This window comes from Streptomyces sp. NPDC111520, assembly GCF_055635295.1.
Genome location: NZ_JBVKBW010000014.1, coordinates 46,409 through 68,843 on the forward strand (window position 1 = coordinate 46,409; position 22,435 = coordinate 68,843).

Here is a 22,435-nt window from a genome sequence, read left to right on the forward strand (position 1 = left end):
GGGCCGGCCGCCCTCGGGCCGGCCGCGCGAAGCCGTGGGCGCGAGCGCCGCGCACGGGTCCGCGCACCACCACGACCGGTGTCCGACGCGGTCCGGGCGCCGGCCCGCGCCGTCAGCCGAAGCGCGACACGTAGCGGCGCTGCCAGGGCGTCTCCACCGCGCGCCGGGCGTAGTGCTCGCGCACGTAGGCGACGGCCTCCCCGGACGGCACCCCGTCCAGCACCGCGAGGCACGCCAGGGCCGTCCCCGTACGGCCGACCCCGCCGTGGCAGGCGACCTCCACCCGCTCGTCCGCCGCCCGGCGCCACGCCCCGCGCAGTGCCTCCGCGGCGGCGGCCCGGTTCGCAGGCAGCCGGAAGTCCGGCCAGCGCACCCAGCGGGCCTCCCAGGCCGTCTCCGGGGGTTCGTGGCCCAGCAGGTACAGCCCGAACCCGGGGAGCGGCCCGGCGGGCAGCGGATGCCGCAGACCCCGTCCGCGCACCAGCCGGCCCGACGGCAGTCGCAGCACCCCCGGTGCGCCCGGCTCCCAGCCGACGGCGGGCTCAGCGCTCATGGTCGCCGCACGCAGCGGGGTAGAGCACGGCGCCGGTCAGGCCGCCGTCGTCCGCGGCGTCCGCCCGTAGGCCGGACAGCCGCAGGCAGGCCTCGGCGGTGGCGTCCACAGGCGGGCACTCGACCCGCACGGCGGCGACCTCGGTCACCGAGCCGACGTGATGGAGTTCGCCGGTGGAGGACGGCGCGGGCAGCCCGCCCTGCAGGGTGCCGAGGGCGACGACGTCGCCGGACGCGCCGGAGGCCTCACGGATGTCGAAACGCCAATGGGCGTCGCTCGCTTTGAGGAGGTATTTCCCGGACCTCCCGTATTCCGCCAGGGAATCCCCCCGGGCGCGGACCAGTTCGGCTATCGCGCAGCACAACGGCGCGTCATGTCCGGCCGCCGTGCGGAAACGGCTGAATTCGGCGAGCGGCGCGGACCGCATCGCGCGGTCGAGCAGGACGACCGCCGACTCCCGTGCGTGCGGATGGCCGTGCTCGGCGATGTCCAGCAGGAACGGAGCCGCGACGACGGCACCGGGAAGCACCTCCCCGGTACGTCCACGCAGCAGGGAACTACTGGTCAGAGCCTCCACCGCGGAGGCGACCGAGTCGAGGTCGCGCGCGGCGGCGAGTGCCCTCAGGCCGTCCCGGGCGTCCTCGGTCCGAGGGCGCGGCCGCGGCGTGGGAATGGCATTCCAATTGACGGCGTCGATCTCGGTGAGCAGCATCCGCACATGATTCCACCCGCTCCGGAATCTCGCGGTTCCGCATGCGGGACAAGCGTTCGAGCGGCTATCCTCCGCCGCCTCAGGCGGTGTGACGCAGATACAGCGCGCCGCAACTGTGGCAGAACGGCTGCGCCTGCGGCGTCCCCCACACGTCCTCCGCCTGCACGGCCGCCGCGGGGGAGAGCTCCCGCCCGCACAGCCCCGTCGCGGCGCCGTCCTCGACCATGTGCCACGCCCGCAGCGGGCTGTCGCCGGCCGGGCCGCCGTCCTCGGTGTCGTACTCCGCGCGCATCTCGTACACCGGCATCGTGGTGCCTCCGGGTGGGTCATGTCCTTTATCGGGTAGCTGGTCCAGTATGTCCGGGCCCTGCGCCTCCGGCGATCGCCGCCACGCCGGGGGCGGGCGGGCTGTGGCCGACGGGGCCGGGCGGGCGGTCCAACGCGCCTGCGGTTCCGGTGAGTTCGGCCCCGGTGGACGGCGCCCCGCCCTCGCCCCGTGTCGCCGGCACGTTCCGAACGGCCCGGCCCCGGGGGCGCCCCCGGGTGACCGGTGGGCGGCGGACCGTCACCGACTTCGTCACCCTTCGTGAGTGGAGAAGTTCCTACCGCATGAATGACGTCCGAAATTAGGGGATTTCACCCTATGTATTGACTGCGGGGAGTAATGGAACCTAAGGTTCATGTCAGAGGGTGACTCCTAGGAGCCGCACCCCGTCCGACAGTTCAGGTCCGTGATGGTGCGTCCGCCACCCGAGGCCCGGGCGCACCTTCCGTCGCACCAGTGCCACGCGCACCGTCGGTGCGACCCGCGCACGGTCGTACGCGACCGGCGCCGACGTTTCCGCACCTCGAAGGGAACGACCATGCGCGTCCAGAGCATGACCATCCGCCGGGTCGCCGCAGCGGCACTGGCGGCACCGATCCTCGCCCTCGTCGGAGCCGGTGCGGCCGGCGCGGCGCCGCAGCAGGCGGCTCCCGCCTCGCACCAGTCCGTCGTCTCCCACGGGGACGGCTGCCGGGGCTACGGCGACTGGGGTTACGGGTGGCGTTACAACCACCACTTCCCCAACGACTGCGGCTACGGCTACGGCTTCGGAGGTTACGGCGGCTACGGCTACGGCGACCGCTACGACGACGGCGTCGTCGTGGTGGTGCTGTAACCCTCAGTGAACCCGCGTCCGCCCGGCGCCCGTCACGGCCACACCAGGCAGTACAGCTGGTGCCCGCTCTCGTGGCAGCGCTGGGCGAAGTCCTGCCACTCGTGCAGCATCTTGTAGATCACGAACGCGTCCCGGGGGCCACGGCGGTCGGGGACGGTGGACCAGATGAAGGCGGCGGCGCCGAGGGCCTCCTCGTCGGCCTTGCGCAACGGCTCGACGACGGAGTGGGGCAGTTTGACGACGGCGTAGTCGGGATGGAGCACGACGAGTTCCAGCGGCGGGACCTTCGCCGGGGGTATGCCCTCGATCCCGGTCAGCACCATCGCGGCCATCGTCTCCGGCTTGACCTTCGTGTACATGCCCTGGCCCAGCTCGTCGCCGCCCAGTTCCTCGGGCCGCATCGAGATGGGGACCCGCGCGGCGGTCGCACCATCGGGTGCGCCGAAGTACTTGTAGGTCACCCCCACTCGGCCACCCCTGCTCCCGCTTTTCTCAACGGCCATGTCGCGCTCTTTCGGCGGCCGGCGGCGCCGACCGGTGGGGCGGGCGTGCTCCGCGTCGGGGTCGTCCGCCCCGCCGCCCACGTCACCGCGTTCGCCACCGCGCTGCATTCCACTACCCGACCATCCGCAGACCCAACCGCGCAACCCGATCATCGTCTCAGATGCACGGTCGATACCTCGTCGCGCAACGCCCGGCATTTGAGAGCATGTGCTTGTGAGCTATCCGTACGCCTACGAAGCGCCAGTTTCTCAGACCTTGTTCGATCGAGCAGCCGCCGTGACCCCTGGTGGGGTGAACAGCCCGGTACGCGCCTTTCGTGCGGTGGGCGGTACGCCCCGGTTCATGGTGTCCGGATCCGGTCCCTACCTGAAGGACGCGGATGGTCGCGAATACGTCGACCTCGTCTGCTCGTGGGGGCCGATGATCCTCGGCCACGCCCACCCCGAGGTGATCGCCGCCGTGCAGGCGGCGGTTGCGCGGGGTACGTCCTTCGGCACGCCCGGTGAGGGCGAGGTGGAACTCGCCGAGGAGATCGTGGCGCGCGTCGCGCCGGTGGAGCAGGTGCGGCTGGTCTCCTCCGGCACCGAGGCCACCATGTCGGCGATCCGGCTGGCGCGCGGGTTCACCGGCCGGGCCAAGGTGATCAAGTTCGCGGGGTGTTACCACGGTCATGTGGACGCGCTGCTGGCCGCCGCGGGTTCCGGCGTTGCCACTTTCGGGTTGCCCGACACCCCCGGGGTGACGGGCGCGCAGGCCGGCGACACCATCGTGCTCCCCTACAACGACCTGGAGTCGGTACGGGCCGCGTTCGCCGCGCACCCCGGCGAGATCGCCTGCGTGATCACCGAGGCGTCGCCCGGCAACATGGGCGTCGTGCCGCCGGCGGAGGGCTTCAACCAGGGCCTGGCCGACCTCTGCCGGGAGAACGGCGCGCTGTACGTCTCCGACGAGGTCATGACGGGCTTCCGCGTCTCGAAGGCCGGTTGGTACGGCATCGACGGCGTCCGCCCCGACCTGATGACCTTCGGCAAGGTGATGGGCGGCGGCTTCCCCGCCGCGGCGTTCGGCGGCCGTGCCGACGTGATGGCGCACCTCGCGCCCGCCGGCCCCGTCTACCAGGCGGGCACGCTCTCCGGTAACCCGGTGGCCACCGCCGCGGGCCTCGCCCAGCTGCGGCTGCTGGACGACGCGGTGTACGGGACGGTCGACTCCGTCGCCGCGGAGGTGTCGGGCCTGGTCTCCGCCGCGCTCGCCAAGGAGGGCGTGGCGCACAGCCTGCAGACCGCGGGCAACATGTTCTCGGTGTTCTTCACCGAGCGGCCGGTCACCGACTACGACGAGGCCAGGAAGCAGGAGGCGTTCCGCTTCACCGCCTTCTTCCACTCGATGCTCTCCCAGGGCGTGTACCTGCCACCCTCCGCCTTCGAGTCGTGGTTCGTGTCGTCGGCGCACGACTCGGCCGCCCTCGAACGCGTCGCCGCCGCCCTGCCGGCCGCCGCCCGCGCCGCCGCGGAGGCCACGGCATGAGCGAGATCACGGTCGTCCACCTGATGCGGCACGGCGAGGTGGAGAACCCCACCGGCGTCCTCTACGGGCGCCTGCCCGGCTACCACCTGTCCGACCTGGGACGGAAGATGGCCGACCGGGTCGCCGAACACCTCGCGGGCCGCGACATCCGCCACGTCGTGGCCTCCCCGCTGGAGCGCGCCCAGGAGACCGCGGCGCCGATCGCCGCGCTGCTCGGTCTGGACGTCGCGAGTGACGAGCGGCTGATCGAGGCGGACAACGTCTTCCAGGGCAAGACCTTCGGCGTCGGCGACGGCGCGCTCAAGCGTCCCGCCAACTGGAAGCACCTGGTCAACCCGCTCCGGCCGAGCTGGGGCGAGCCGTACGCGGACCAGGTCGTCCGCATGACGGCCGCGCTGGAGGCGGCCCGGGACGCGGCTCGCGGCCACGAGGCGGTGTGCGTCAGCCACCAGCTGCCGATCTGGATCGTGCGCAGCGCCGTCGAACAGCGGCGCCTGTGGCACGACCCGCGCAAGCGGCAGTGCACGCTGGCGAGCCTGACGTCCTTCACCTTCGAGGACGACCGGATCGTCTCCGTGGGCTACGCCGAGCCCGCCCGCGACCTGGTCCCGGCACACCTGCTGGCCGGGGCGAAGCCGGTCAAGGGCGGCAGCAAGGGCTTCGGCGCGTAGGCAGCGCCCGTCGGGCTCCCCGGGCCAACGGCCGGGGGAGCCTGCCGGCGCGGGCCGGACGCGTCGGGACGAAGCCTTCCTCCCGCAGGCTCAGGTCACGGAAACGGGCTCCTTCCGGCACCTACCGTGACGCCCGCCGTCGCGCGGCCCGATCCGTGCCCGTCCCGGTGAAATACCGCCCGCCGGGAAGGAACCCGTCGCGCGCGTACGGCATCTAGCGCGGTGAGGCCGAGGCGAGGTACGGGAATTGGGGCGCGGAATGCGGGACATCAGCCGACGAGGAGTGCTGGGCCTGGCGGCCGGAGCGGCCGCCGCCGGGCTGGCGGGCTGTGCCGGGGAGGGCGCGGGCGGACGGCACGCCGGCGGGGCGTCCACGCCGTCGTCGTCGCCCTCCGCGAGCAGCACGCACGGGCGGCCCTCCCCGTCCCCGTCGGTGCGGACGATAGGCGACGGCTCCACGGCCGACACCGGGCCGCAGCCCCACCAGCCCGTGGTGGAGCGCCTGGAACCGGGGCAGACGCCGCCGCAGTTCGTGATCTTCTCCTGGGACGGGGCGGGCGAGCTGGACAACGGCCTCTTCGCACGGTTCCGGAAGCTCGCGGTCGAGCACGACGCGAAGATGACCTTCTTCCTCTCGGGCGTCTACCTGCTCCCGAAATCGAAGAAGAGGCTCTACAAGCCGCCGCGCAACCCCGTCGGCGCCTCCGACATCGGGTACCTCACCGACGCCCACGTCCGCGCCACCCTCGAACAGCTGCGGCTGGCGTGGCTGGAGGGCCACGAGATAGGCACGCACTTCAACGGCCACTTCTGCGCGGGATCCGGCTCGGTGGGCCGCTGGAGCCCGGCCGACTGGCGCAGCGAGATCGACCAGGCCGTGGGCTTCGTGGAGAACTGGCGCACCCACACCGGCTTCACCGACCTGCCGCCGCTGCCCTTCGACTACCGCAAGGAGCTCGTCGGCGGCCGCACCCCCTGCCTGCTGGGCCAGCGTTCGCTGCTGCCCACCGCCGCCCGCCTGGGCTGGCGGTACGACGCCAGCGGGCCGGGCGGTCTGCAGGTGTGGCCGGGCAAGAGCCACGGGCTGTGGGACCTGCCGCTGCAGGCGGTGCCCTTCCCCGGCCGCTCCTTCGAGGTGCTGTCGATGGACTACAACATGCTGGCCAACCAGTCGGTGAACTCCACCCGCGGCAACCCCGCCCACTACCCGGCCTGGAAGCGGCAGGCCCGCGACGCCTACCTGGCGGGCTTCAGCCGGGCGTACGGGAGCAACCGCGCGCCGCTGTTCATCGGCAACCACTTCGAGCAGTGGAACGGCGGGATCTACATGGACGCCGTCGAGGACGCGCTGCGGCGCATGGCCGGCCACCGGGACGTACGGCTGGTGTCCTTCCGCCAGTTCGTGGACTGGATGGACGCGCAGGAACCGAAGGTCCTGGCCAAGCTGCGCACCCTCGGGCCGGGGCAGCGCCCGGCGGGCGGCTGGCGCCGCTTCCTCGCGCAGGAACGTTCCTCCAGGTCTCCTTCCTCCGGGTCCCCCTCCTCCTCCCTCTCTCCTTCCGCCCCCTCCTCTCCCTCTTAGCCCGTCCATCCGTTTCGTCCCGATAGCGGCGGGCAGGCGAGGTGGTGGGCGGGAACGCCCCGCAGCGCCGGACCGAGGAGGACGGAAGCCATGCCCGCGACCCTGCACGGGAGGAAGATCGCCTTCCTGGTGGCGCCGGAGGGCGTCGAGCAGGCCGAACTCACCGGCCCGTGGGAGGCCGTACGCGAGGCGGGCGGCACGCCCCGGCTGATCTCCACCCGCCACGGCCGGGTCCAGGCCTTCGAGCACCTCGACCGGGCCGCCACCTTCCCCGTCGACGACACGCTCGGGGAAGTGATCGCCGCGGACTTCGACGCACTGGTCCTCCCCGGCGGCCTGGCGGGCCCCGACCTGCTGCGGACGGACGCCGACGCCGTGAGCTTCACCAGGGACTTCTTCACCGAGGGCCGCCCGGTCGCGGCGATCTGCCACGCGCCGTGGCTGCTCGTGGAGGCCGGCGTCGTGCACGGACGCACCCTCACCTCCTGGCCCAGCGTGTGCACCGACGTCACCAACGCCGGCGGCACCTGGCTCGACCAGGAGGTCGTGGTCGACTGCGACGGCCCGAACGTGCTGGTCACCAGCCGTGGGCCCGGTGACCTCAAGGCCTTCCGGGACGCCCTGGTGGAGGAGTTCGCGCAAACGGCCGGGAGCGCCGATTAGCCGTCGCTTACTTGGGGCATTTGCCGCTTTCGGCAAAGCTGTCGGGGGTGCGCAAGATCGCCCCAGGCCTCATGCGAAACTTTTCACATGAGTCCTACGCGCGCCCTCCGACGCCGTCCGCTCCGCGGTGCCGCGGCACTCGCCGGGGCAGCCGCGTTCGCGCTGGCCGTCACGGCCTGCTCCACCTCCACCGCGTCCTCCAACGGCACCGGCTCCGGGACCAACTACGTCGGCGGCACCGGTGAGATCTCCACCGTCGACCGGGGGCACCGGGTGGCCGCACCGGAGCTGAGCGGGAAGTCCGTCGAGGGCGCCCCGCTCAGCCTCGCCGACCACAAGGGCAAGGTCGTCGTCCTCAACATCTGGGGTTCGTGGTGCCCGCCCTGCCGGGCCGAGGCGCCCCACCTGGCCAAGGTGGCGAAGGAGACCGAGTCCCAGGGCGTGCAGTTCCTCGGCATCAACACCCGGGACCTGCAGACCGCCCAGGCCAAGGCCTTCGAGAAGGAGTTCGCCATCCCCTTCCCGAGCTTCTACGACCCGTCCGGCGACCTGGTGCTGCGCTTCCCCAAGGGCAGCGTCAACCCGCAGGCCATCCCCTCCACGCTGATCATCGACCGCCAGGGGAAGATCGCGGTGCGCGCCCTGAAGGAGCTCGGCGCCGACGAACTGCACGAGGTCCTCGACCCGGTGATCGCGGAGAAGTGACGTGAGCGCACTCGCCGCCGGCGCCAACCAGACCGTGATGAACGGCGCCCTGATCGCCGCCGTGCCGATCGCCCTCCTGGGCGGCCTGGTCTCGTTCTTCTCGCCGTGCGTGCTGCCGCTCGTCCCCGGCTACCTGTCGTACGTGACCGGCGTCACCGGCACGGACCTCGCCGAGGCCCGGCGCGGCCGGATGCTCGCCGGCGCGTCGCTGTTCGTGCTCGGCTTCACCGCCGTCTTCGTCTCCGGCGGCGCGCTGTTCGGCAACTTCGGCTGGACGCTGCAGGAGCACAAGGCGGTCATCACCAAGGTGCTCGGCGCACTCACCATCGTCATGGGCCTGGCGTTCATGGGCCTGGTCGGCGGTATCACCCAGCGCGAGTTCCGCTTCCACCGCAGGCCCACCATGGGCCTGGTGGGGGCGCCGCTGCTCGGCCTGCTGTTCGGCATCGGCTGGACCCCGTGCATCGGCCCGACCCTGGCCGCCGTCAACACGCTCGCCTTCAACGAGGCCAGCGCGGGCCGCGGGGCTCTGCTCACCGCCGTCTACTGCCTCGGCCTCGGCCTGCCGTTCATACTGGCCGCCGTCGCCTTCCGCCGTGCGCTCGGCGCGTTCGGCTGGGTCAAGCGCCACTACGTGTGGGTGATGCGGATCGGTGGTGGCATGCTCGTCGCCGTGGGCCTGCTGCTCGTCACCGGCGTGTGGGACCACATCGTCTACCAGATGCAGATCTGGTCGTCCGGCTTCACTCCAGGGATCTGATCCATGAGCTCCAAAGACACCGCGGGGACGTCCCCCGGCGCGGCGGCGGACAGTGCCGCCGACCTCGGCGCGGCCGGCGCCCAGCTGTCGACCGCGCCCGTCGAGGACCTGGGCCAGGCCGTCCCCGGCTCCTTCGGAGGTGTCCGCGGGCCCGGCACGGCCGGCGCCATCGCCTGGACCGGCCGCGAGGCCGTGGGTTGGGGGCGCTGGACGTGGCGTCAGCTCACCTCGATGCGGGTCGCGCTGATCCTGCTCTTCCTGCTGTCGCTGGCCGCCGTCCCCGGCTCGCTGGTGCCGCAGACAAGCGTCGACGAGATCAAGGCGCAGGACTTCAAGGCCGCCCACACCACGCTGACGCCGCTCTACGAGAAGCTCGGGCTGTTCAACGTCTACAGCTCGGTGTGGTTCTCGGCGATCTACATCCTGCTGTTCGTCTCGCTCGCCGGCTGCATCGTCCCGCGCAGCTGGCAGTTCGTCGGCCAGCTGCGCGCCAAGCCCCCGGCGGCGCCGCGCCACCTCACCCGGCTCCCGGCGTACGCGACCTGGCGCACCGAGGCCGAGCCGGAGGCCGTGCTCACCGCCGCGCAGCGCGCGCTGCGCGGCCGCCGCTTCCGCACCCAGGTGGCCGGCACGGCGGTCGCGTCGGAGAAGGGCTTCCTGCGCGAGGCCGGCAACCTGCTGTTCCACGTCGCCCTGTTCGGGCTGCTGATCTCCTTCGCGGTGGGCGGGCTGTTCAAGGCCGAGGGCGGCAAGCTGATCGTCGAGGGCGACGGCTTCAACAACACGCTCACCCAGTACGACGACTTCAAGCCGGGCACCTTCTACAACGCCGACGACCTCGACACCTTCGGCTTCAAGCTGGACGGCTTCACCGCCTCGTACGCGCGCAGCGGCCCGCAGAAGGGCACCCCGCGCACCTTCCGCGCCAACATCCAGTACTGGACGAGCCCGGGCGGCGCGCGGACGAAGACCGCGATCGAGGTCAACGAGCCGCTGGAGGTGGGCAGCTCCAAGGTCTACCTGATCGGCCACGGCTACGCGCCCGTCGTCACCGTCAAGGACGGCCAGGGCAACGTCGTCTTCCAGGGCCCGGTCCCGTTCCTGCCGCGGGACGGCAACCAGACCTCGCCCGGCGTGATCAAGGCGATGGACGTCCGCGACCACGCCGGCAAGAAGACCCAGTACGCCTTCCAGGGGCTGTTCACCCCGACCTTCGCGCTCGACGCGCAGCAGGGCCCGCACTCGACCTTCCCGGCCCTGGACTACCCGGTGCTGGTCCTGACCGCCTTCCACGGCGACCTGGGCGTGGACGCCGGCCTGCCGCAGAACGTGTACCAGCTCGACACCAAGAAGATGAAGCAGTACAAGGACGCCGACGGCGAGGTCCTCAGCGACATGCTGCGGCCGGGCGACACGCTCGCGCTGCCCGGCGGCGACGGCTCGCTCACCTTCGACGGCGTCAAGACCTGGGCCACCTTCCAGGTCTCCCACCAGGTCGGCAACGGCTGGGCGCTGGTCAGCGCCGTGGCCGCGATCGCCGGACTGGCCGGCTCGCTGTTCATCCAGCGCCGCCGGATCTGGGTGCGCGCGGTGCGCGGCGCCGACGGCACCACCGTCGTCGAGCTGGCCGGTCTCGGCCGCAGCGAGTCGGCGCGGATCGCCGACGAGCTGGGCGAACTCGCCGCCGGCCTCGCGGCCACGGCCCCGCCGCTGCCCGCGGCGGACCCCGAAGCCTCAGAAGAACCCCTGCCCCACGACGAAGGAGCGCGCGCGTGACCACCGCTGCCGCGGTCAACGAGAACGTCGCCCACATCAGCAACCTACTGATCTACTCGGCGATGGCGGTCTACACGCTGGCCTTCCTCGCGCACATCGCGGAGTGGGTCTTCGGCGGCCGCAGCAAGGTCGCCAGGACCTCCGCCGCGCTCGCCTCCGGCTCCGCCGGGTCCGCTCCCGCGGTCACCGTGACCGTGAAGCAGGGCGGCGGCACCGCCACCCTGGCGCGTCCCGAGGTCGTCACCCGTGCTTCCGCCGCCGACCGCGGCTTCGCCGACGGCCCCGGCGCGGCCGGCGACACCGAACAGGGCGACCTGTACGGCCGCATCGCGGTGTCCCTGACCGTGCTGGCGTGGGCGCTGCACGTGGGTGCCGTCGCGGCGCGCGCCATCTCGGTGCAGCGCGCCCCCTGGGGCAACATGTACGAGTTCTCCACCACCTTCGGCGCCACAGCGGTCACCGCCTACCTGGTGCTGCTCCTGCTGGGCAAGAAGGTCCGCTGGATCGGGCTCTTCCTGACCACTTCGGTGCTGCTCGACCTCGGCCTCGCCGTCTCGGTCCTCTACACCGACAGCGACCAGTTGGTCCCGGCCCTGCACTCGTACTGGCTCTGGATCCACGTCTCCTGCGCCATCATCTCCGGCGCGGTGCTCTACCTGGGCGCGGTCTCCAACGTGCTCTACCTCTTCCGCGACCGCTACGAGACCGGCCTCGCGGCCCCGGGCGGCAGCAACGAGGGCGCTTGGGCGAACATCATGTACCGGCTGCCGTCCGCCGCGAGCCTCGACAAGTTCGCGTACCGCGTGAACGCCATGGTCTTCCCGCTGTGGACGTTCACGATCATCGCCGGCGCGATCTGGGCCGAGGCCGCCTGGGGCCGCTACTGGGGCTGGGACCCCAAGGAGACCTGGTCCTTCATCACCTGGGTGGTCTACGCGGCCTACCTGCACGCCCGGGCCACCGCCGGCTGGAAGGGCCGCAAGGCCGCCTACCTGGCGCTGCTCGCCTTCGCCTGCTTCCTGTTCAACTACTACGGCGTGAACATCTTCATCACCGGCAAGCACTCCTACGCCGGCGTCTGACCCGGCCGGGGCTCAGCCCAGGCCGATCGCGTCCAGCTTCGCCCGCAGGTACGCGTGCGAGTCCACGGGCTCGTACGCGTGCCTGCCGACGGGGGCGGGCAGCGGTGCGACGCGGGTGCCCGGGTCGCACTCGTAGAACCACACCAGCGACATCAGCTCCTCCGCCGGGGCGTCCGCCGGCGGGGGGAGAACGCGGTGCCGCCCGGAACGCCAGCGGTCGCCGGTCCAGCGGGCCATCAGGTCACCGATGTTGACGGTGAGGGAGCCCGGCTCCCAGGGCGCGTCCTGCCAGCCGTGCTCGTCGGTGTGGACCTGGAGGCCGCCCCTGCCCCGCTGGCGGTCGAGCACGGTGACCGTGCCGAAGTCGGTGTGCGGCCCGATCCTGAACTGCCCCGGCTCGGGCGGTCCGACCACGTCGGTGCCGGGGTACCAGTTGATGTTGAAGCCCCAGGTGGGGTGGCGGGTGTGCCGGGTGAAGAGGTCCCCGGGCCCGCCCAGGGCGGCGGCCAGCAGCTCCAGCAGGTGGTCCGAGAGCTCGCGCATCGCCGCCACGTACGCCCCCACCAGCGGCCGCAGCCGCGGTGCCTCGGCCGGCCAGAGGTTCGGCAGGAACCACTCGGCGTCCACCACCGGGTCGCCGGTCGGCTCCTCGGCGGCGAACGACCAGGACTCCTTGAGGTCCGGCGGGGTGGCCGTGCCCTCCGCGTGGCCGTTGGCCTCCGCGCCCGGGCCCAGCCAGCCGCGGCCGCCCACCCGTACCGCGTACGGCTCCTTGACGGCGGCCGGCAGCCGGAAGAAGCCGCGGGCGGCCTCCCGGATCGCCGCGCGCAGTGCCGGGTCGACGCCGTGCCCGGTGACCAGCAGGAAGCCGGCCGAGCACAGCGCCTCGTCCACGGTGGCGGCGACGCGGGCGCGGGCGGCGGCGTCGCCGGTGAGCCAGGGCCCTAGGTCGATGGTGGGGATCATGCGCCGATGTCCTCGTTCCACAGGTCGGGCCGGGCCGCGACGAACTCCGTCATGAGGGCGACGCACTCCGGGTCGTCCAGCAGGACGATCTCCACGCCGTGCTCCGCCAGCCAGTCGTGGCCGCCGTGGAAGGTGCGGGCCTCGCCGATGACGACCCGGGGGATCCCGAACTGCCGGACCAGGCCGCTGCAGTACCAGCACGGCGACAGCGTGGTGACCATCGTCGTACCGCGGTAGGAGCGCTGCCGTCCGGCCGCGCGGAACGCCGCCGTCTCGCCGTGCACCGAGGGGTCGTCGTCCTGCACGCGGCGGTTGCGGCCGCGGCCCAGCACCGTGTGCCCGTCCGGGCCGTACAGGGCCGCCCCGACCGGGATCCCGCCCTCCGCGAGGCCCGCCCGCGCCTCCGCCACCGCCGTCGCCAGCATCGCCCGCGCGTCGTCCATGACGCCCAGTGTCCCGCAGGATCAGCCGCGGGGCTGGTTGTCCTGGCCGTCGCCCGAGCCGCCCTCGCGCTGCCGCAGCTCCTCCTCGCGGCGCCGCAGGTCGGCCTCCCAGCTCTTCAGCAGCTGCTCGTCCTTCTTGTTCTCCTCGCGGAGCGAGTGCAGGAACTCCGGGTTGTCGTCCGGCGCGACCCACTGGGTGCGGTGGTTGCGGTGCCACTCCGCGGGGGTGCTGCCGCCCGCCGGGGCCGTGCGGAGCTTGCCGGCCACCAGCCAGGCGATCGGGCCGATCAGCACCTCGCCGAAGAGCAGGATGACGATGACCCAGATGACCTTGGGGAGGCCGCGGACCTGCTCCTCGGGCGTGTTGAGGCAGTCGATGAAGGCGTAGATCCACAACGCCAGCACCAGCAGGAACGGGATGTACCGGATCATCGCGGAAGTGCCCCCCAGGCAGCGGCGGCGGGGCACGGCGGGCCCCGGTGACGGGTACAGGGTAGTGCGTGCCGGATACTGGACCGCATGGCATACGACGATCTTCGCTCGCTGCTGAGGGCCCTGGAGAAGGAGGGCGACCTCAAGCGCGTCAAGGCAGAGGTCGACCCGTACCTGGAGGTCGGTGAGATCGTCGACCGCGTCAACAAGGCGGGCGGCCCGGCGCTGCTGTTCGAGAACGTCAAGGGCTCCTCGATGCCCCTGGCGATGAACGTCTACGGCACCGACCGCCGGCTGCTGAAGGCGCTCGGCCTGACCTCCTACGCCGACATCGGCGACCGCATCGGCGGGCTGCTCAAGCCGGAGCTGCCGCACGGCTTCGTCGGCGTGCGCGAGGCCTTCGGCAAGCTCGCCGGGATGACGCACGTGCCGCCGAGGAAGGTGAAGGACGCGCCCGTCCAGGAGGTCGTCCTCACCGGCGACGACGTCGACCTGGACGCGCTGCCCGCGCTGTTCACCTGGCCCGAGGACGGCGGCTCCTTCTTCAACCTCGGCCTGACGCACACCAAGGACCCCGAGACCGGCGTCCGCAACCTGGGCCTGTACCGGCTGCAGCGGCACGACCGCCGCACCATCGGGATGCACTGGCAGATCCACAAGGACAGCCGCAACCACTACCAGGTGGCCCAGCGGCGCGGCGAACGGCTGCCGGTGGCCATCGCGTTCGGCTGCCCGCCCGCCGTGACGTACGCCTCCACCGCGCCGCTGCCGGGCGACATCGACGAGTACCTGCTGGCCGGCTTCGTCGGGGGCAGGCGCGTCGAGATGGTCGACTGCAGGACCGTGCCGCTGCAGGTGCCCGCCCAGGCCGAGGTGGTCCTGGAGGGCTGGCTGGAGCCCGGGAAGATGCTGCCCGAGGGGCCGTTCGGCGACCACACGGGCTTCTACACCCCGCAGGAGCCCTTCCCGGCGCTGACCATCGACTGCGTGACGATGCGCCGCCGGCCGCTGCTGCAGTCCATCGTGGTCGGCCGGCCGCCGACCGAGGACGGTCCGCTGGGCCGGGCCACCGAGCGGTTCTTCCTGCCGCTGCTGAAGGTCATCGTGCCGGACATCGTGGACTACCACCTGCCCGAGGCCGGCGGCTTCCACAACTGCGCGATCGTCTCGATCGACAAGAAGTACCCCAAGCACGCCCAGAAGGTGATGCACGCCATCTGGGGCGCGCACATGATGTCGCTGACCAAGCTGATCGTCGTGGTCGACGCCGACTGCGACGTGCACGACCTGCACGAGGTCGCCTGGCGGGCGCTGGGCAACACCGACTACGCCCGCGACCTGTCGGTCGTCGAGGGGCCCGTGGACCACCTCGACCACTCCTCCTACCAGCAGTTCTGGGGCGGCAAGGCCGGCATCGACGCGACCAGGAAGCTGCCCGAGGAGGGCTACACCCGCGACGGCGGCTGGCCCGAGATGGTGCTCCCCGACCCGGAGACCGCCGCGAAGGTCGACCGCCGCTGGAAGGAGTACGGCCTGTGAGCGCCGAGTCCGCGACCCCGGACCTCTTCGGACCCTCGCCCCGCCCGGACGGCAAGGTCCGGGCGTTCCTGCGGCTGGTGATGATCGAGCACTCGGTCTTCGCGCTGCCCTTCGCCTACATCGCCGCGCTCAGCGCGATGTTCGCCGAGGACCGGTCCGTCCACTGGTTCCAGCTCCTCCTGATCACCGTCGCCATGGTCGGCCTGCGGACCTTCGCGATGGCCTGCAACCGGATCATCGACCGCGAGATCGACGCCCGCAACCCCCGCACCGCGGGACGCGAACTGGTCACCGGCGCGGTGTCGGTGCGCTCGGCGTGGACCGGCGCGCTGATCGCCGTGGTGTTCTTCCTGGGCGCCGCCGCGCTGCTCAACCCGCTCTGCCTGGCGCTGGCGCCGGTCGCGGTGGTCCCGATGGTGGTCTACCCGTACGGCAAGCGGTTCACCGACTACCCGCACGCCATCCTCGGCCTCGCCCAGGCCATGGGTCCGGTCGGCGCCTGGCTGGCGGTCTCCGGCTCCTGGTCGTGGGACGCCGTGATCCTCGGCCTCGCGGTGGGCGTGTGGATCGGTGGCTTCGACCTGATCTTCGCCTGCCAGGACGTCGCGGCCGACCGCGTCCACGGGGTGCGCTCGGTCCCGGCCCGCTTCGGCGTGGACGGCGCGCTCCACGGTGCGCGCGCGAGCCACGTCGTGACGACCGTGCTGCTCGTCTGGTACGGGCTGGCGGTCGGCGCGGGGGCCTTCTGGTGGGTGGGCATGCTGATCGTGGGCGGCGCCTTCGTCTACGAGCACAGCATCGTCAAGCCCGGCGACCTCAGCCGGCTCAACCGGGCGTTCTTCACGGTCAACGGCTTCATCGGCATGGCGCTGTTCCTCTGCGCCCTGCTGGACCTCGCGGTGCGCGGCCTGGGCGTCTGACGCCCGGGCCGCGGCCGGCCGCGGTCGCTCAGCCGCGCACGAACGGCAGGGCGAAGAACTTCGGGTAGCTCCACCACTGGCCGCCGTTGGCCTTGGTGCTGCCGATGATGCAGAAGACCAGTCCGGCCAGGAGGTGCAGCCCGGCCAGGGCCAGCAGGCCGAACGCCACGAACGGCAGCCAGACCGGCCCGCCGTGCTCGTACGCGGCCAGGGCGGCGAAGCCGCCGCCGTAGCCGAGGACGCCGAGGAGGCCCACGATCGCCGTCGTGATGCCGTAGTTGATCCCCTGGGCGGCGTGGTGCCGGATGAAGGGGTCGTGCTTGTTCCGCTCGTTGGAGCGGATGACCAGCGGGGCGATCCAGGTCAGCGCCCAGCCGACGCAGCACATGCTGCTGCCCGCCACCAGGGTGAGCAGCGCCCCCAGATGGGCCCACATGGCCGGCGTGGTCGGCGGCCGCAGCGGCGGGGGCGGGTACGGCAGCGGCCCGTGCGCGTAGCCGTAGCCGTACGGCGGCGGCGGGGGAGCCGGCGGCGGGTAGGGCGGTGGCGGCGACGGCATCGCGTGGGGGCCGGGCGCCGGGCCCTGCTGCGGCGGCACGGGCGGTGCCGTGTCCCGCGGTGGTACGTCGTCGTGCTTGCCGAAATCGGTCATGGAGAACCGCCCCCCCGTCGCGTCGTCCCCGGATCCTACGACCTCATCTGATCAGCCCGTCCGCGGGGCGGTCCCGGAAGAGGAACGCGCCCACGACGCCGCCGACGAGGCCGAAGAGATGGCCCTGCCAGGAGACCCCCTGCGCGGTCGGCAGCACGCCCCACAGGATCGAGCCGTACGCCACCGCGACGATCAGGCCGACCGCGATGTCGATCAGGCGCCGGTCGACGAAGCCGCGCACCAGCAGGTAGCCGAACAGGCCGAAGACGACGCCGGAGGCACCGGCGGTGTTGGTGTGCTCCGGGGCCACCAGCCAGACCCCGCCGCCGCTCGTCATGACGATGACGAAGACCACGCTGAGCAGGCGGCCGGTGCCCCGCAGCGCCGCGAGGAAGCCGAGCACCAGCAGCGGCAGGCTGTTGGCGGCGACGTGGTCGAAGCCGAAGTGGATGAAGGCGGCCGGGATGATGTCCCGCAGCTCGCCGATCTGCCGCGGCACGATGCCGAAGGTGTCGAGCGCGTGATGGGTCATCACGTCGACGCACTCGATCAGCCAGAGCAGCCCCACCCAGATGAACATGATCGCCGCGGCGGTCTTCGCCCGCTCGCCGGGACCGGGCAGCGCGTGGCCGCGCACGCGCCGCCGGGCGTCACCGGCGTCGTGCCCCGCGATGGGTTCGTACGCCACAGGTCCCCCCTCGTGGTTGTCCACCGCCCGCCCGGCGGGCCGGGCTTCCCTCACGGTAGACAACGACGACGGCATCCGCGGCGGTTCCCGGGCCTACTCGTCCATTCCGCCCATCATGAACTGCACCATGGCGCCCATGATGTCCTGGGGGTTGAGCGGGGTGGCGCCGGCCGGAGCCGCGACGGGCCCGGCGTCGGGGGCGAAGCCGACGGTCAGCGGCAGCGCGCCGTGGATCTCATCACCCGTGTCGAACTGGTCGAGGTCGAGGCTGATGCCCGACAGCACGCCCTCCTTGACGGCCACGTCCACGGTGACGTCCTGGTCGGGCGCGTCCCTCAGGTCGGCGGGCGAGAGCCCGTCGGGCAGCTGGTCCGCCACCGGCTCCAGGGCGTCGGCCAGCGCGTCGGCCACCTTGCCCGCGGGCACCGTGACCTCGACGTGGTCGGCGCCGTCCTTGCTGCCGGCGTCGGTGAACTTCGCGTTGTGCTCGACGGCCCCGCGCAGCGCCTTGGTGATCCGTTCCTGCGTCTTGGCGTCCAGCGTCGGTGCCTGAGGCAGCGGCGAACCGGCCGGGCCCTCCTTGGCCATGCTCTTGGAGAACTCCTCGAAGGCCTTGGGATCGACGGAGACCCACTTGCCGCCGATCGCGTCCTTCACCGACTTGTAGGAGGAGGGCAGGTCGTCGGCGGCGTCCAGGAACTGCCGGAACTCCTGCATGCCGCCCTTGTCCCGCCCGGTGGCCAGGTCGTCCGCGAGCGACAGGAACTGCCGCAGGTCGACCCGCAGGTAGGACTGCTCGCCCGCCAGGCTCCGGACCTCCAGCAGGTCACGGCCGGGGCCGAGCGAGACCCGCAGCGCCACCGAGGCGCCGTCCGCCTTGAGGTCCTTCAGCGGCCTGGCGGAACTCGCGGAGAGCGAGACCTCGAGACCGGCGAGCATCTTCGCGTCGTCCCGGGTGAAGCCGTCCGAGCCCTTGAGCGCGGACCAGATCTGCTGCTCGCCGCCCTCGAAGCCCACGGACACCGTGACGGCCTTCTGCTCGCCGAGCCGGTCCAGCGCCTGCTGGACCTTGGCACCGGCGCTCAGGTTCCCGGCGGTGCCGCACGCGGCGGCGGTGGTGGCGATGAACGCGGCACAGCCGACGGCGGCGATGCCCTTGCGCGTGGCGTTGATGGTGTTCTCCTTGGTCGGTACACGAACAACAGCAGGACCCACGAGGTGGGCGGAAGGTTGTGCGGGCGGCCGGATAGGCTCGCCGCATGGACGACAGCGAGCGCGGGACGCCGTGGGTGGTCGGGGTCTCCGGGGCCTCCGGGACGCCGTACGCCGCGGCGGTGCTGCGGGCCCTGCTGCACGCCGGGGAGTCGGTGGACCTGGTGGTCAGCCGGGCCGCCCGGCTCACCGTCCTGGACGAGACCGGGTCGCCCTTCCGGGACGCGCACTGGCGCGAGGACCTCGGCCGCTGGCTGGCCCGCGGCGCGGACGGCACCCCGGACCGGTTCGAGACCGACCTGGGCCGGGTGCGGTACTGGTCCGCCGGTGACCTCGCGGCCGGGCCCAGCTCGGGTTCGTACCCGGTCAAGGGGATGCTGATCGTGCCGGCGAGCACGGCCTGCGTGGCGGGCGTCGCCCTCGGGCTCTCCAAGGACCTGCTGCAGCGGGTGGCGAGCGTCACCCTGAAGGAGCGCCGCCCCCTGGTGGTCGCCGTACGGGAGACGCCGCTGGGCGGCCAGACGCTGCGGCACCTGGTCGCGCTGGACGAGGCGGGCGCCGTGGTGCTGCCGGCCTCGCCCGCCTTCTACGCGGGGGCCAGGGACATCCAGGACCTGGTCGACTTCGTCGCGGGACGGGTGCTGGACGCCGTGCGGGTGCCGCACAAGCTGTACCGCCGCTGGGAGGGCGAGCTGGGCGTCGCCGGGGCCGGTGCCGACGCAGCTGCCGCGGATTGATGCGCAGGGCACATCCCCGTTCATGCCTTAGATTCTTGTCCTGGCAGCGCAGTCGCGGCACGAATGAAGGGGTCCAGTCTGATGGACGCGGTGGACAGGCAGCTCATTCAGGCCCTCCGTGAGAACGGCCGGGCCTCGTACGCCGAGCTGGGCCGGCTGGTGGGCCTGTCAGGACCGAGTGTCACCGACCGGATCAACCGGCTGGAGCAGGCCGGTGTGATCACCGGCTACCGCGCCACGATCCGCCCCGCGGCCCTCGGCCTCGGCGTGACGGCGCTGGTGGGCCTGCAGCTCAGCGACGCCGCCGACCACGAGGACGTGGCGACCCGGCTGCGCGACCTGGACGAGATCGAGGACTGCTGGTTCATCGCGGGCGACGACTCGTACATGCTCAAGGTGCGCGTCCCCGACGTGGACGGCCTGGAGCACACCATCCGCCGGCTGTCCGGCACCAAGGGCGTCGCCCGCACCCGCACCACGATCGTGCTGTCCACGAAGTGGGAGGACCGGGTCGGGGAACTCCCCGAGAACATCTAGGCGTAAGGTCGAACGGTCGATTTCGGATGGTGAAGGCGAGGCGGGCGATGGACGCGGGGCTCAAGCGCGAGTTGGAGGAGAAGGTCTACGCGGGTGAGCGGCTGACCCGCGAGGACGGCATCGCCCTCTACGAGTCCGACGACCTCGCCTGGCTGGGCGGTCTCGCCCACCACGTGCGGACGCGGAAGAACGGCGACGTCGTCCACTTCAACGTCAACCGCCACCTCAACATGACGAACGTCTGCACCGCCTCCTGCGCGTACTGCTCCTTCCAGCGCAAGCCGGGGGAGAAGGACGCGTACACGATGCGCATCGAGGAGGCCGTCCGCCTGGCGAAGGAGATGGAGGGGGACAACCTCACCGAACTCCACATCGTCAACGGCCTCCACCCGACGCTGCCGTGGCGCTACTACCCGCGGTCGCTGAAGGCGCTGAAGGAGGCCCTGCCCAACGTCTCCCTGAAGGCCTTCACCGCCACCGAGATCCACCACTTCGAGACGATCTCCGGGATGGGCGCGAGCGAGATCCTGGACGAGCTCATCGAGGCCGGTCTGGAGTCGCTGACCGGCGGCGGCGCCGAGATCTTCGACTGGGAGGTGCGGCAGCACATCGTCGACCACCGCACCCACTGGGAGGACTGGTCGCGCATCCACCGCCTGGCGCACGAGAAGGGCCTCAAGACCCCGTGCACCATGCTGTACGGGCACATCGAGGAGCCCCGGCACCGGGTGGACCACGTGCTGCGACTGCGCGAACTGCAGGACGAGACCGGCGGCTTCCAGGTCTTCATCCCGCTGCGCTACCAGCACGACTTCGTCGACCTGAAGGACGGCAAGGTCCGCAACACCCTCCAGGCGCGGACCACGATGGCCACCGGCGCCGAGGCGCTGAAGACCTTCGCCGTCTCCCGGCTGCTGTTCGACAACGTGCCGCACGTGAAGGTGTTCTGGGTCATGCACGGCGTGCAGACCGCCCAACTGGCGCTCCAGCACGGCGCGGACGACATGGACGGCTCGGTCGTCGAGTACAAGATCACGCACGACGCCGACAACTACGGGACGCCCAACAAGCTCACCCGCGACGACCTGCTGGAGCTCATCCAGGACGCGGGCTTCCGCCCGGTCGAGCGCAACACCCGGTACGAGATCATCCGCGAGTACCCGGGTCCCGACGCGGCGCGCCGCGAGTCGCCGCAGCCGATGCGCCTGTGACACCGGACGGCCGGGCGGGTGACCGGGTGCGTGACGTCGTGTGACGGCCCGCACCCGGACGGCACCGCCCGGCCCGCCGAGGCCTCGCCTTAACCCCGATGTCTTCCGGTGGCCGGGCGCCCGTCGAACGCAGTCAGCCTCGGTGCCTAAGGTGTGCGCCATGGCACTGCGCTACACCCTCGACCCCGAGCTCACCCCCGGTCTGCGGGAACAGCTCGTCTCCCTGTGGACCGACGTCACCAATGCGGGCGGCGCCGTCGGCTTCGTCCCGCCCGTCGGCCGGGCGGACGTCGCCCTCGAAGCCGAACGGCACTACTCGGCGCTGGCCGAGGGCAGGGCGCACATGGTCGCCGGTTTCGACGGGGACCGGCTCGCCGCCGCGACCTTCCTCACCTTCAACACCCACCGCCTGATGCGGCACTGGGCCTGGCTCTACACCGTCATGGTCGACCCGTCCCTCCAGGGCCGCGGGCACGGCGCGGAACTGATGCAGGCGGCGGAGCGGGCGGGCCGCGACCTCGGTCTGGAGGCGCTGAAGCTCACCTGCCGCAGCGGCATGGGCCTGGAGCGCTTCTACGCCTCGGCCGGCTACAAGGAGGTCGGGCGCGTCCCCTCGGCGATACGCGTCGCCCCGGACGACGACCGCGACGACATCACGATGTGGCTCCCGCTGACCTGACCGCCACGGCCCCGTGCTTCACTGATAGGGGTACGTCCGGTACGTCCCGCAGGCCGTGACGAGGGAAACGAAGGAAGTGGCAACGACCGTGAGCTGGAAGCCGAGCCCCATGCTGCGCTACTCCCTGATGCGTCTCGGCCTGTTCGCGGCCTGCTTCCTGGTGATCTGGGGCCTGGTCTACGTCCGCGTGCTCCCCTCCGGGCTCGGCGACTCGAACCTGCTGTGGGTGATGCTGCTCGCGCTGGTGATCAGTGCGCCGCTCAGCTTCGTGGTGCTGCGCGGGGTCCGCGAGGAGGCGTCCGTGCAGGTCTCCGCGCGGGTGGAGCGCACCAAGGCGAACCTCGCGGCCAACGCGGCGCAGGAGGACGAGGCGGACGACGCCTCGCGCGCGGCGGCGCAGAGCAGCTGACGCACCCGGGCGGGCCGGCCCTCAGGGGCCGACCGTACCGGTGAGGTGGAGCCGTCCCCCCGAGCGCACGGCGAGGCTGCGTCTCGGCCTGCTTCTTGGCGGTCAGTGCGCCGCTCAGCTTCGTGGTGCTGCGCGGGGTGCGTGAGGAGGCGTCCGTGCAGGTCTCCGCGCGGGTGGAGCGCACCAAGGCGAACCTCGCGGCCAACGCGGCGCAGGAGAACGAGGCGGACGACGCCTCGCGCGCGGCGGCGCAGAGCAGCTGACGCACCCGGGCGGGCCGGCCCTCAGGGGCCGACCGTACCGGTGAGGTGGAGC

Annotated in this window: 27 protein-coding genes; 17 read left to right on the top strand and 10 right to left on the bottom strand. The window is 72.1% G+C overall.

Features of this window, described 5'->3' with window-relative positions; genetic code table 11:
* Nucleotides 1-112: 112 nt before the first annotated feature.
* From ACZ7MY_RS29480 to ACZ7MY_RS29490, 3 genes are all read right to left on the bottom strand, one after another.
* Nucleotides 113-553, bottom strand: coding sequence for a protein-tyrosine phosphatase family protein (locus tag ACZ7MY_RS29480; RefSeq protein ID WP_499606339.1), 441 nt, complete (start codon nt 551-553; stop codon nt 113-115).
* Nucleotides 543-1,265 carry a hypothetical protein gene (locus ACZ7MY_RS29485; RefSeq protein ID WP_499606340.1) on the bottom strand — a complete coding sequence of 241 codons (723 nt, stop codon included), beginning with the start codon at nt 1,263-1,265 and terminating at the stop codon, nt 543-545. Before ACZ7MY_RS29485 ends, ACZ7MY_RS29480 begins: the two co-directional genes overlap by 11 nt.
* Before the next feature lie 79 nt (nt 1,266-1,344).
* Entirely contained in the window at nt 1,345-1,572 is a 228-nt protein-coding gene (locus ACZ7MY_RS29490; RefSeq protein ID WP_499606341.1) for a hypothetical protein, read from the bottom strand.
* A gap of 556 nt (nt 1,573-2,128) precedes the next feature.
* Between ACZ7MY_RS29490 and ACZ7MY_RS29495 the strand changes: the two genes are divergently transcribed.
* On the top strand, nt 2,129-2,425 hold the full coding sequence (locus ACZ7MY_RS29495; protein WP_499606342.1) for a hypothetical protein: 297 nt from the start codon (nt 2,129-2,131) through the stop codon (nt 2,423-2,425).
* Nucleotides 2,426-2,457: 32 nt separating this feature from the next.
* Here the strand turns inward: ACZ7MY_RS29495 and ACZ7MY_RS29500 are convergent, their stop codons facing one another.
* Nucleotides 2,458-3,036 carry a hypothetical protein gene (locus ACZ7MY_RS29500; protein WP_499606343.1) on the bottom strand — a complete coding sequence of 193 codons (579 nt, stop codon included), beginning with the start codon at nt 3,034-3,036 and terminating at the stop codon, nt 2,458-2,460.
* Nucleotides 3,037-3,142: 106 nt separating this feature from the next.
* Between ACZ7MY_RS29500 and hemL the strand changes: the two genes are divergently transcribed.
* From hemL to ccsB, 8 genes are all read left to right on the top strand, one after another.
* Nucleotides 3,143-4,456, top strand: coding sequence for a glutamate-1-semialdehyde 2,1-aminomutase (gene hemL, locus ACZ7MY_RS29505; RefSeq protein WP_499606344.1), 1,314 nt, complete (start codon nt 3,143-3,145; stop codon nt 4,454-4,456).
* Nucleotides 4,453-5,127: a histidine phosphatase family protein gene (locus ACZ7MY_RS29510; protein ID WP_499606345.1), complete on the top strand. Its 675-nt coding sequence runs from the start codon at nt 4,453-4,455 to the stop codon at nt 5,125-5,127. Before hemL ends, ACZ7MY_RS29510 begins: the two co-directional genes overlap by 4 nt.
* Nucleotides 5,128-5,386: 259 nt before the next feature.
* The gene (locus tag ACZ7MY_RS29515; RefSeq protein WP_499606346.1) at nt 5,387-6,709 is read left to right on the top strand and encodes a polysaccharide deacetylase family protein; all 1,323 of its coding nucleotides are present in this window, start codon (nt 5,387-5,389) and stop codon (nt 6,707-6,709) included.
* 90 nt (nt 6,710-6,799) lie between these two features.
* Nucleotides 6,800-7,372: a type 1 glutamine amidotransferase domain-containing protein gene (locus ACZ7MY_RS29520; RefSeq protein WP_499606347.1), complete on the top strand. Its 573-nt coding sequence runs from the start codon at nt 6,800-6,802 to the stop codon at nt 7,370-7,372.
* Nucleotides 7,373-7,459: 87 nt separating this feature from the next.
* Nucleotides 7,460-8,077 carry a TlpA family protein disulfide reductase gene (locus ACZ7MY_RS29525; protein WP_499606348.1) on the top strand — a complete coding sequence of 206 codons (618 nt, stop codon included), beginning with the start codon at nt 7,460-7,462 and terminating at the stop codon, nt 8,075-8,077.
* Nucleotide 8,078: 1 nt separating this feature from the next.
* The gene (locus ACZ7MY_RS29530) at nt 8,079-8,837 is read left to right on the top strand and encodes a cytochrome c biogenesis CcdA family protein (protein WP_499606349.1); all 759 of its coding nucleotides are present in this window, start codon (nt 8,079-8,081) and stop codon (nt 8,835-8,837) included.
* Nucleotides 8,838-8,840: 3 nt separating this feature from the next.
* Nucleotides 8,841-10,613: a cytochrome c biogenesis protein ResB gene (resB, locus tag ACZ7MY_RS29535; protein WP_499606350.1), complete on the top strand. Its 1,773-nt coding sequence runs from the start codon at nt 8,841-8,843 to the stop codon at nt 10,611-10,613.
* Nucleotides 10,610-11,695, top strand: a complete 1,086-nt coding sequence (ccsB, locus tag ACZ7MY_RS29540; protein ID WP_499606351.1) for a c-type cytochrome biogenesis protein CcsB — start codon at nt 10,610-10,612, stop codon at nt 11,693-11,695. The genes resB and ccsB overlap by 4 nt, the downstream gene beginning before the upstream one ends.
* Nucleotides 11,696-11,707: 12 nt before the next feature.
* Here the strand turns inward: ccsB and ACZ7MY_RS29545 are convergent, their stop codons facing one another.
* Genes ACZ7MY_RS29545 through ACZ7MY_RS29555 form a run of 3 tightly spaced genes read right to left on the bottom strand, consistent with a single transcriptional unit; the run spans nt 11,708 to nt 13,536 of the window.
* Nucleotides 11,708-12,661 (bottom strand): isopenicillin N synthase family dioxygenase, encoded by a 954-nt coding sequence (locus tag ACZ7MY_RS29545; RefSeq protein WP_499606352.1) that lies wholly within the window; start codon nt 12,659-12,661, stop codon nt 11,708-11,710.
* The gene (locus ACZ7MY_RS29550; protein WP_499606353.1) at nt 12,658-13,104 is read right to left on the bottom strand and encodes a nucleoside deaminase; all 447 of its coding nucleotides are present in this window, start codon (nt 13,102-13,104) and stop codon (nt 12,658-12,660) included. Before ACZ7MY_RS29550 ends, ACZ7MY_RS29545 begins: the two co-directional genes overlap by 4 nt.
* Before the next feature lie 21 nt (nt 13,105-13,125).
* On the bottom strand, nt 13,126-13,536 hold the full coding sequence (locus ACZ7MY_RS29555) for a PLD nuclease N-terminal domain-containing protein (RefSeq protein WP_499606354.1): 411 nt from the start codon (nt 13,534-13,536) through the stop codon (nt 13,126-13,128).
* Between the two features lie 87 nt (nt 13,537-13,623).
* Between ACZ7MY_RS29555 and ACZ7MY_RS29560 the strand changes: the two genes are divergently transcribed.
* Nucleotides 13,624-15,075: a menaquinone biosynthesis decarboxylase gene (locus ACZ7MY_RS29560; protein WP_499606355.1), complete on the top strand. Its 1,452-nt coding sequence runs from the start codon at nt 13,624-13,626 to the stop codon at nt 15,073-15,075.
* Entirely contained in the window at nt 15,072-15,995 is a 924-nt protein-coding gene (mqnP, locus tag ACZ7MY_RS29565) for a menaquinone biosynthesis prenyltransferase MqnP (protein WP_499606356.1), read from the top strand. Before ACZ7MY_RS29560 ends, mqnP begins: the two co-directional genes overlap by 4 nt.
* Nucleotides 15,996-16,023: 28 nt before the next feature.
* Here the strand turns inward: mqnP and ACZ7MY_RS29570 are convergent, their stop codons facing one another.
* The 3 genes from ACZ7MY_RS29570 to ACZ7MY_RS29580 form a co-directional block, all read right to left on the bottom strand.
* Entirely contained in the window at nt 16,024-16,647 is a 624-nt protein-coding gene (locus tag ACZ7MY_RS29570; protein ID WP_499606357.1) for a magnetosome magnetite crystal formation protein family, read from the bottom strand.
* A gap of 43 nt (nt 16,648-16,690) precedes the next feature.
* Nucleotides 16,691-17,335 (bottom strand): rhomboid family intramembrane serine protease, encoded by a 645-nt coding sequence (locus ACZ7MY_RS29575; protein WP_499606358.1) that lies wholly within the window; start codon nt 17,333-17,335, stop codon nt 16,691-16,693.
* A 93-nt stretch (nt 17,336-17,428) separates the two neighbouring features.
* Nucleotides 17,429-18,550 carry a hypothetical protein gene (locus ACZ7MY_RS29580; RefSeq protein ID WP_499606359.1) on the bottom strand — a complete coding sequence of 374 codons (1,122 nt, stop codon included), beginning with the start codon at nt 18,548-18,550 and terminating at the stop codon, nt 17,429-17,431.
* A 44-nt stretch (nt 18,551-18,594) separates the two neighbouring features.
* Between ACZ7MY_RS29580 and ACZ7MY_RS29585 the strand changes: the two genes are divergently transcribed.
* From ACZ7MY_RS29585 to ACZ7MY_RS29610, 6 genes are all read left to right on the top strand, one after another.
* Complete coding sequence (locus ACZ7MY_RS29585; protein ID WP_499606360.1) at nt 18,595-19,284, top strand: UbiX family flavin prenyltransferase; 690 nt, start codon at nt 18,595-18,597, stop codon at nt 19,282-19,284.
* Nucleotides 19,285-19,365: 81 nt separating this feature from the next.
* Nucleotides 19,366-19,821, top strand: a complete 456-nt coding sequence (locus ACZ7MY_RS29590; protein WP_499606361.1) for an Lrp/AsnC family transcriptional regulator — start codon at nt 19,366-19,368, stop codon at nt 19,819-19,821.
* A gap of 47 nt (nt 19,822-19,868) precedes the next feature.
* Complete coding sequence (gene mqnE / locus ACZ7MY_RS29595; RefSeq protein ID WP_499606464.1) at nt 19,869-21,032, top strand: aminofutalosine synthase MqnE; 1,164 nt, start codon at nt 19,869-19,871, stop codon at nt 21,030-21,032.
* Nucleotides 21,033-21,192: 160 nt separating this feature from the next.
* Nucleotides 21,193-21,711 carry a GNAT family N-acetyltransferase gene (locus ACZ7MY_RS29600; RefSeq protein ID WP_499606362.1) on the top strand — a complete coding sequence of 173 codons (519 nt, stop codon included), beginning with the start codon at nt 21,193-21,195 and terminating at the stop codon, nt 21,709-21,711.
* A gap of 109 nt (nt 21,712-21,820) precedes the next feature.
* Nucleotides 21,821-22,120, top strand: a complete 300-nt coding sequence (locus ACZ7MY_RS29605) for a DUF4229 domain-containing protein (RefSeq protein WP_499606465.1) — start codon at nt 21,821-21,823, stop codon at nt 22,118-22,120.
* 95 nt (nt 22,121-22,215) lie between these two features.
* Nucleotides 22,216-22,383, top strand: a complete 168-nt coding sequence (locus tag ACZ7MY_RS29610) for a DUF4229 domain-containing protein (RefSeq protein WP_499606363.1) — start codon at nt 22,216-22,218, stop codon at nt 22,381-22,383.
* Nucleotides 22,384-22,435 lie beyond the last annotated feature (52 nt).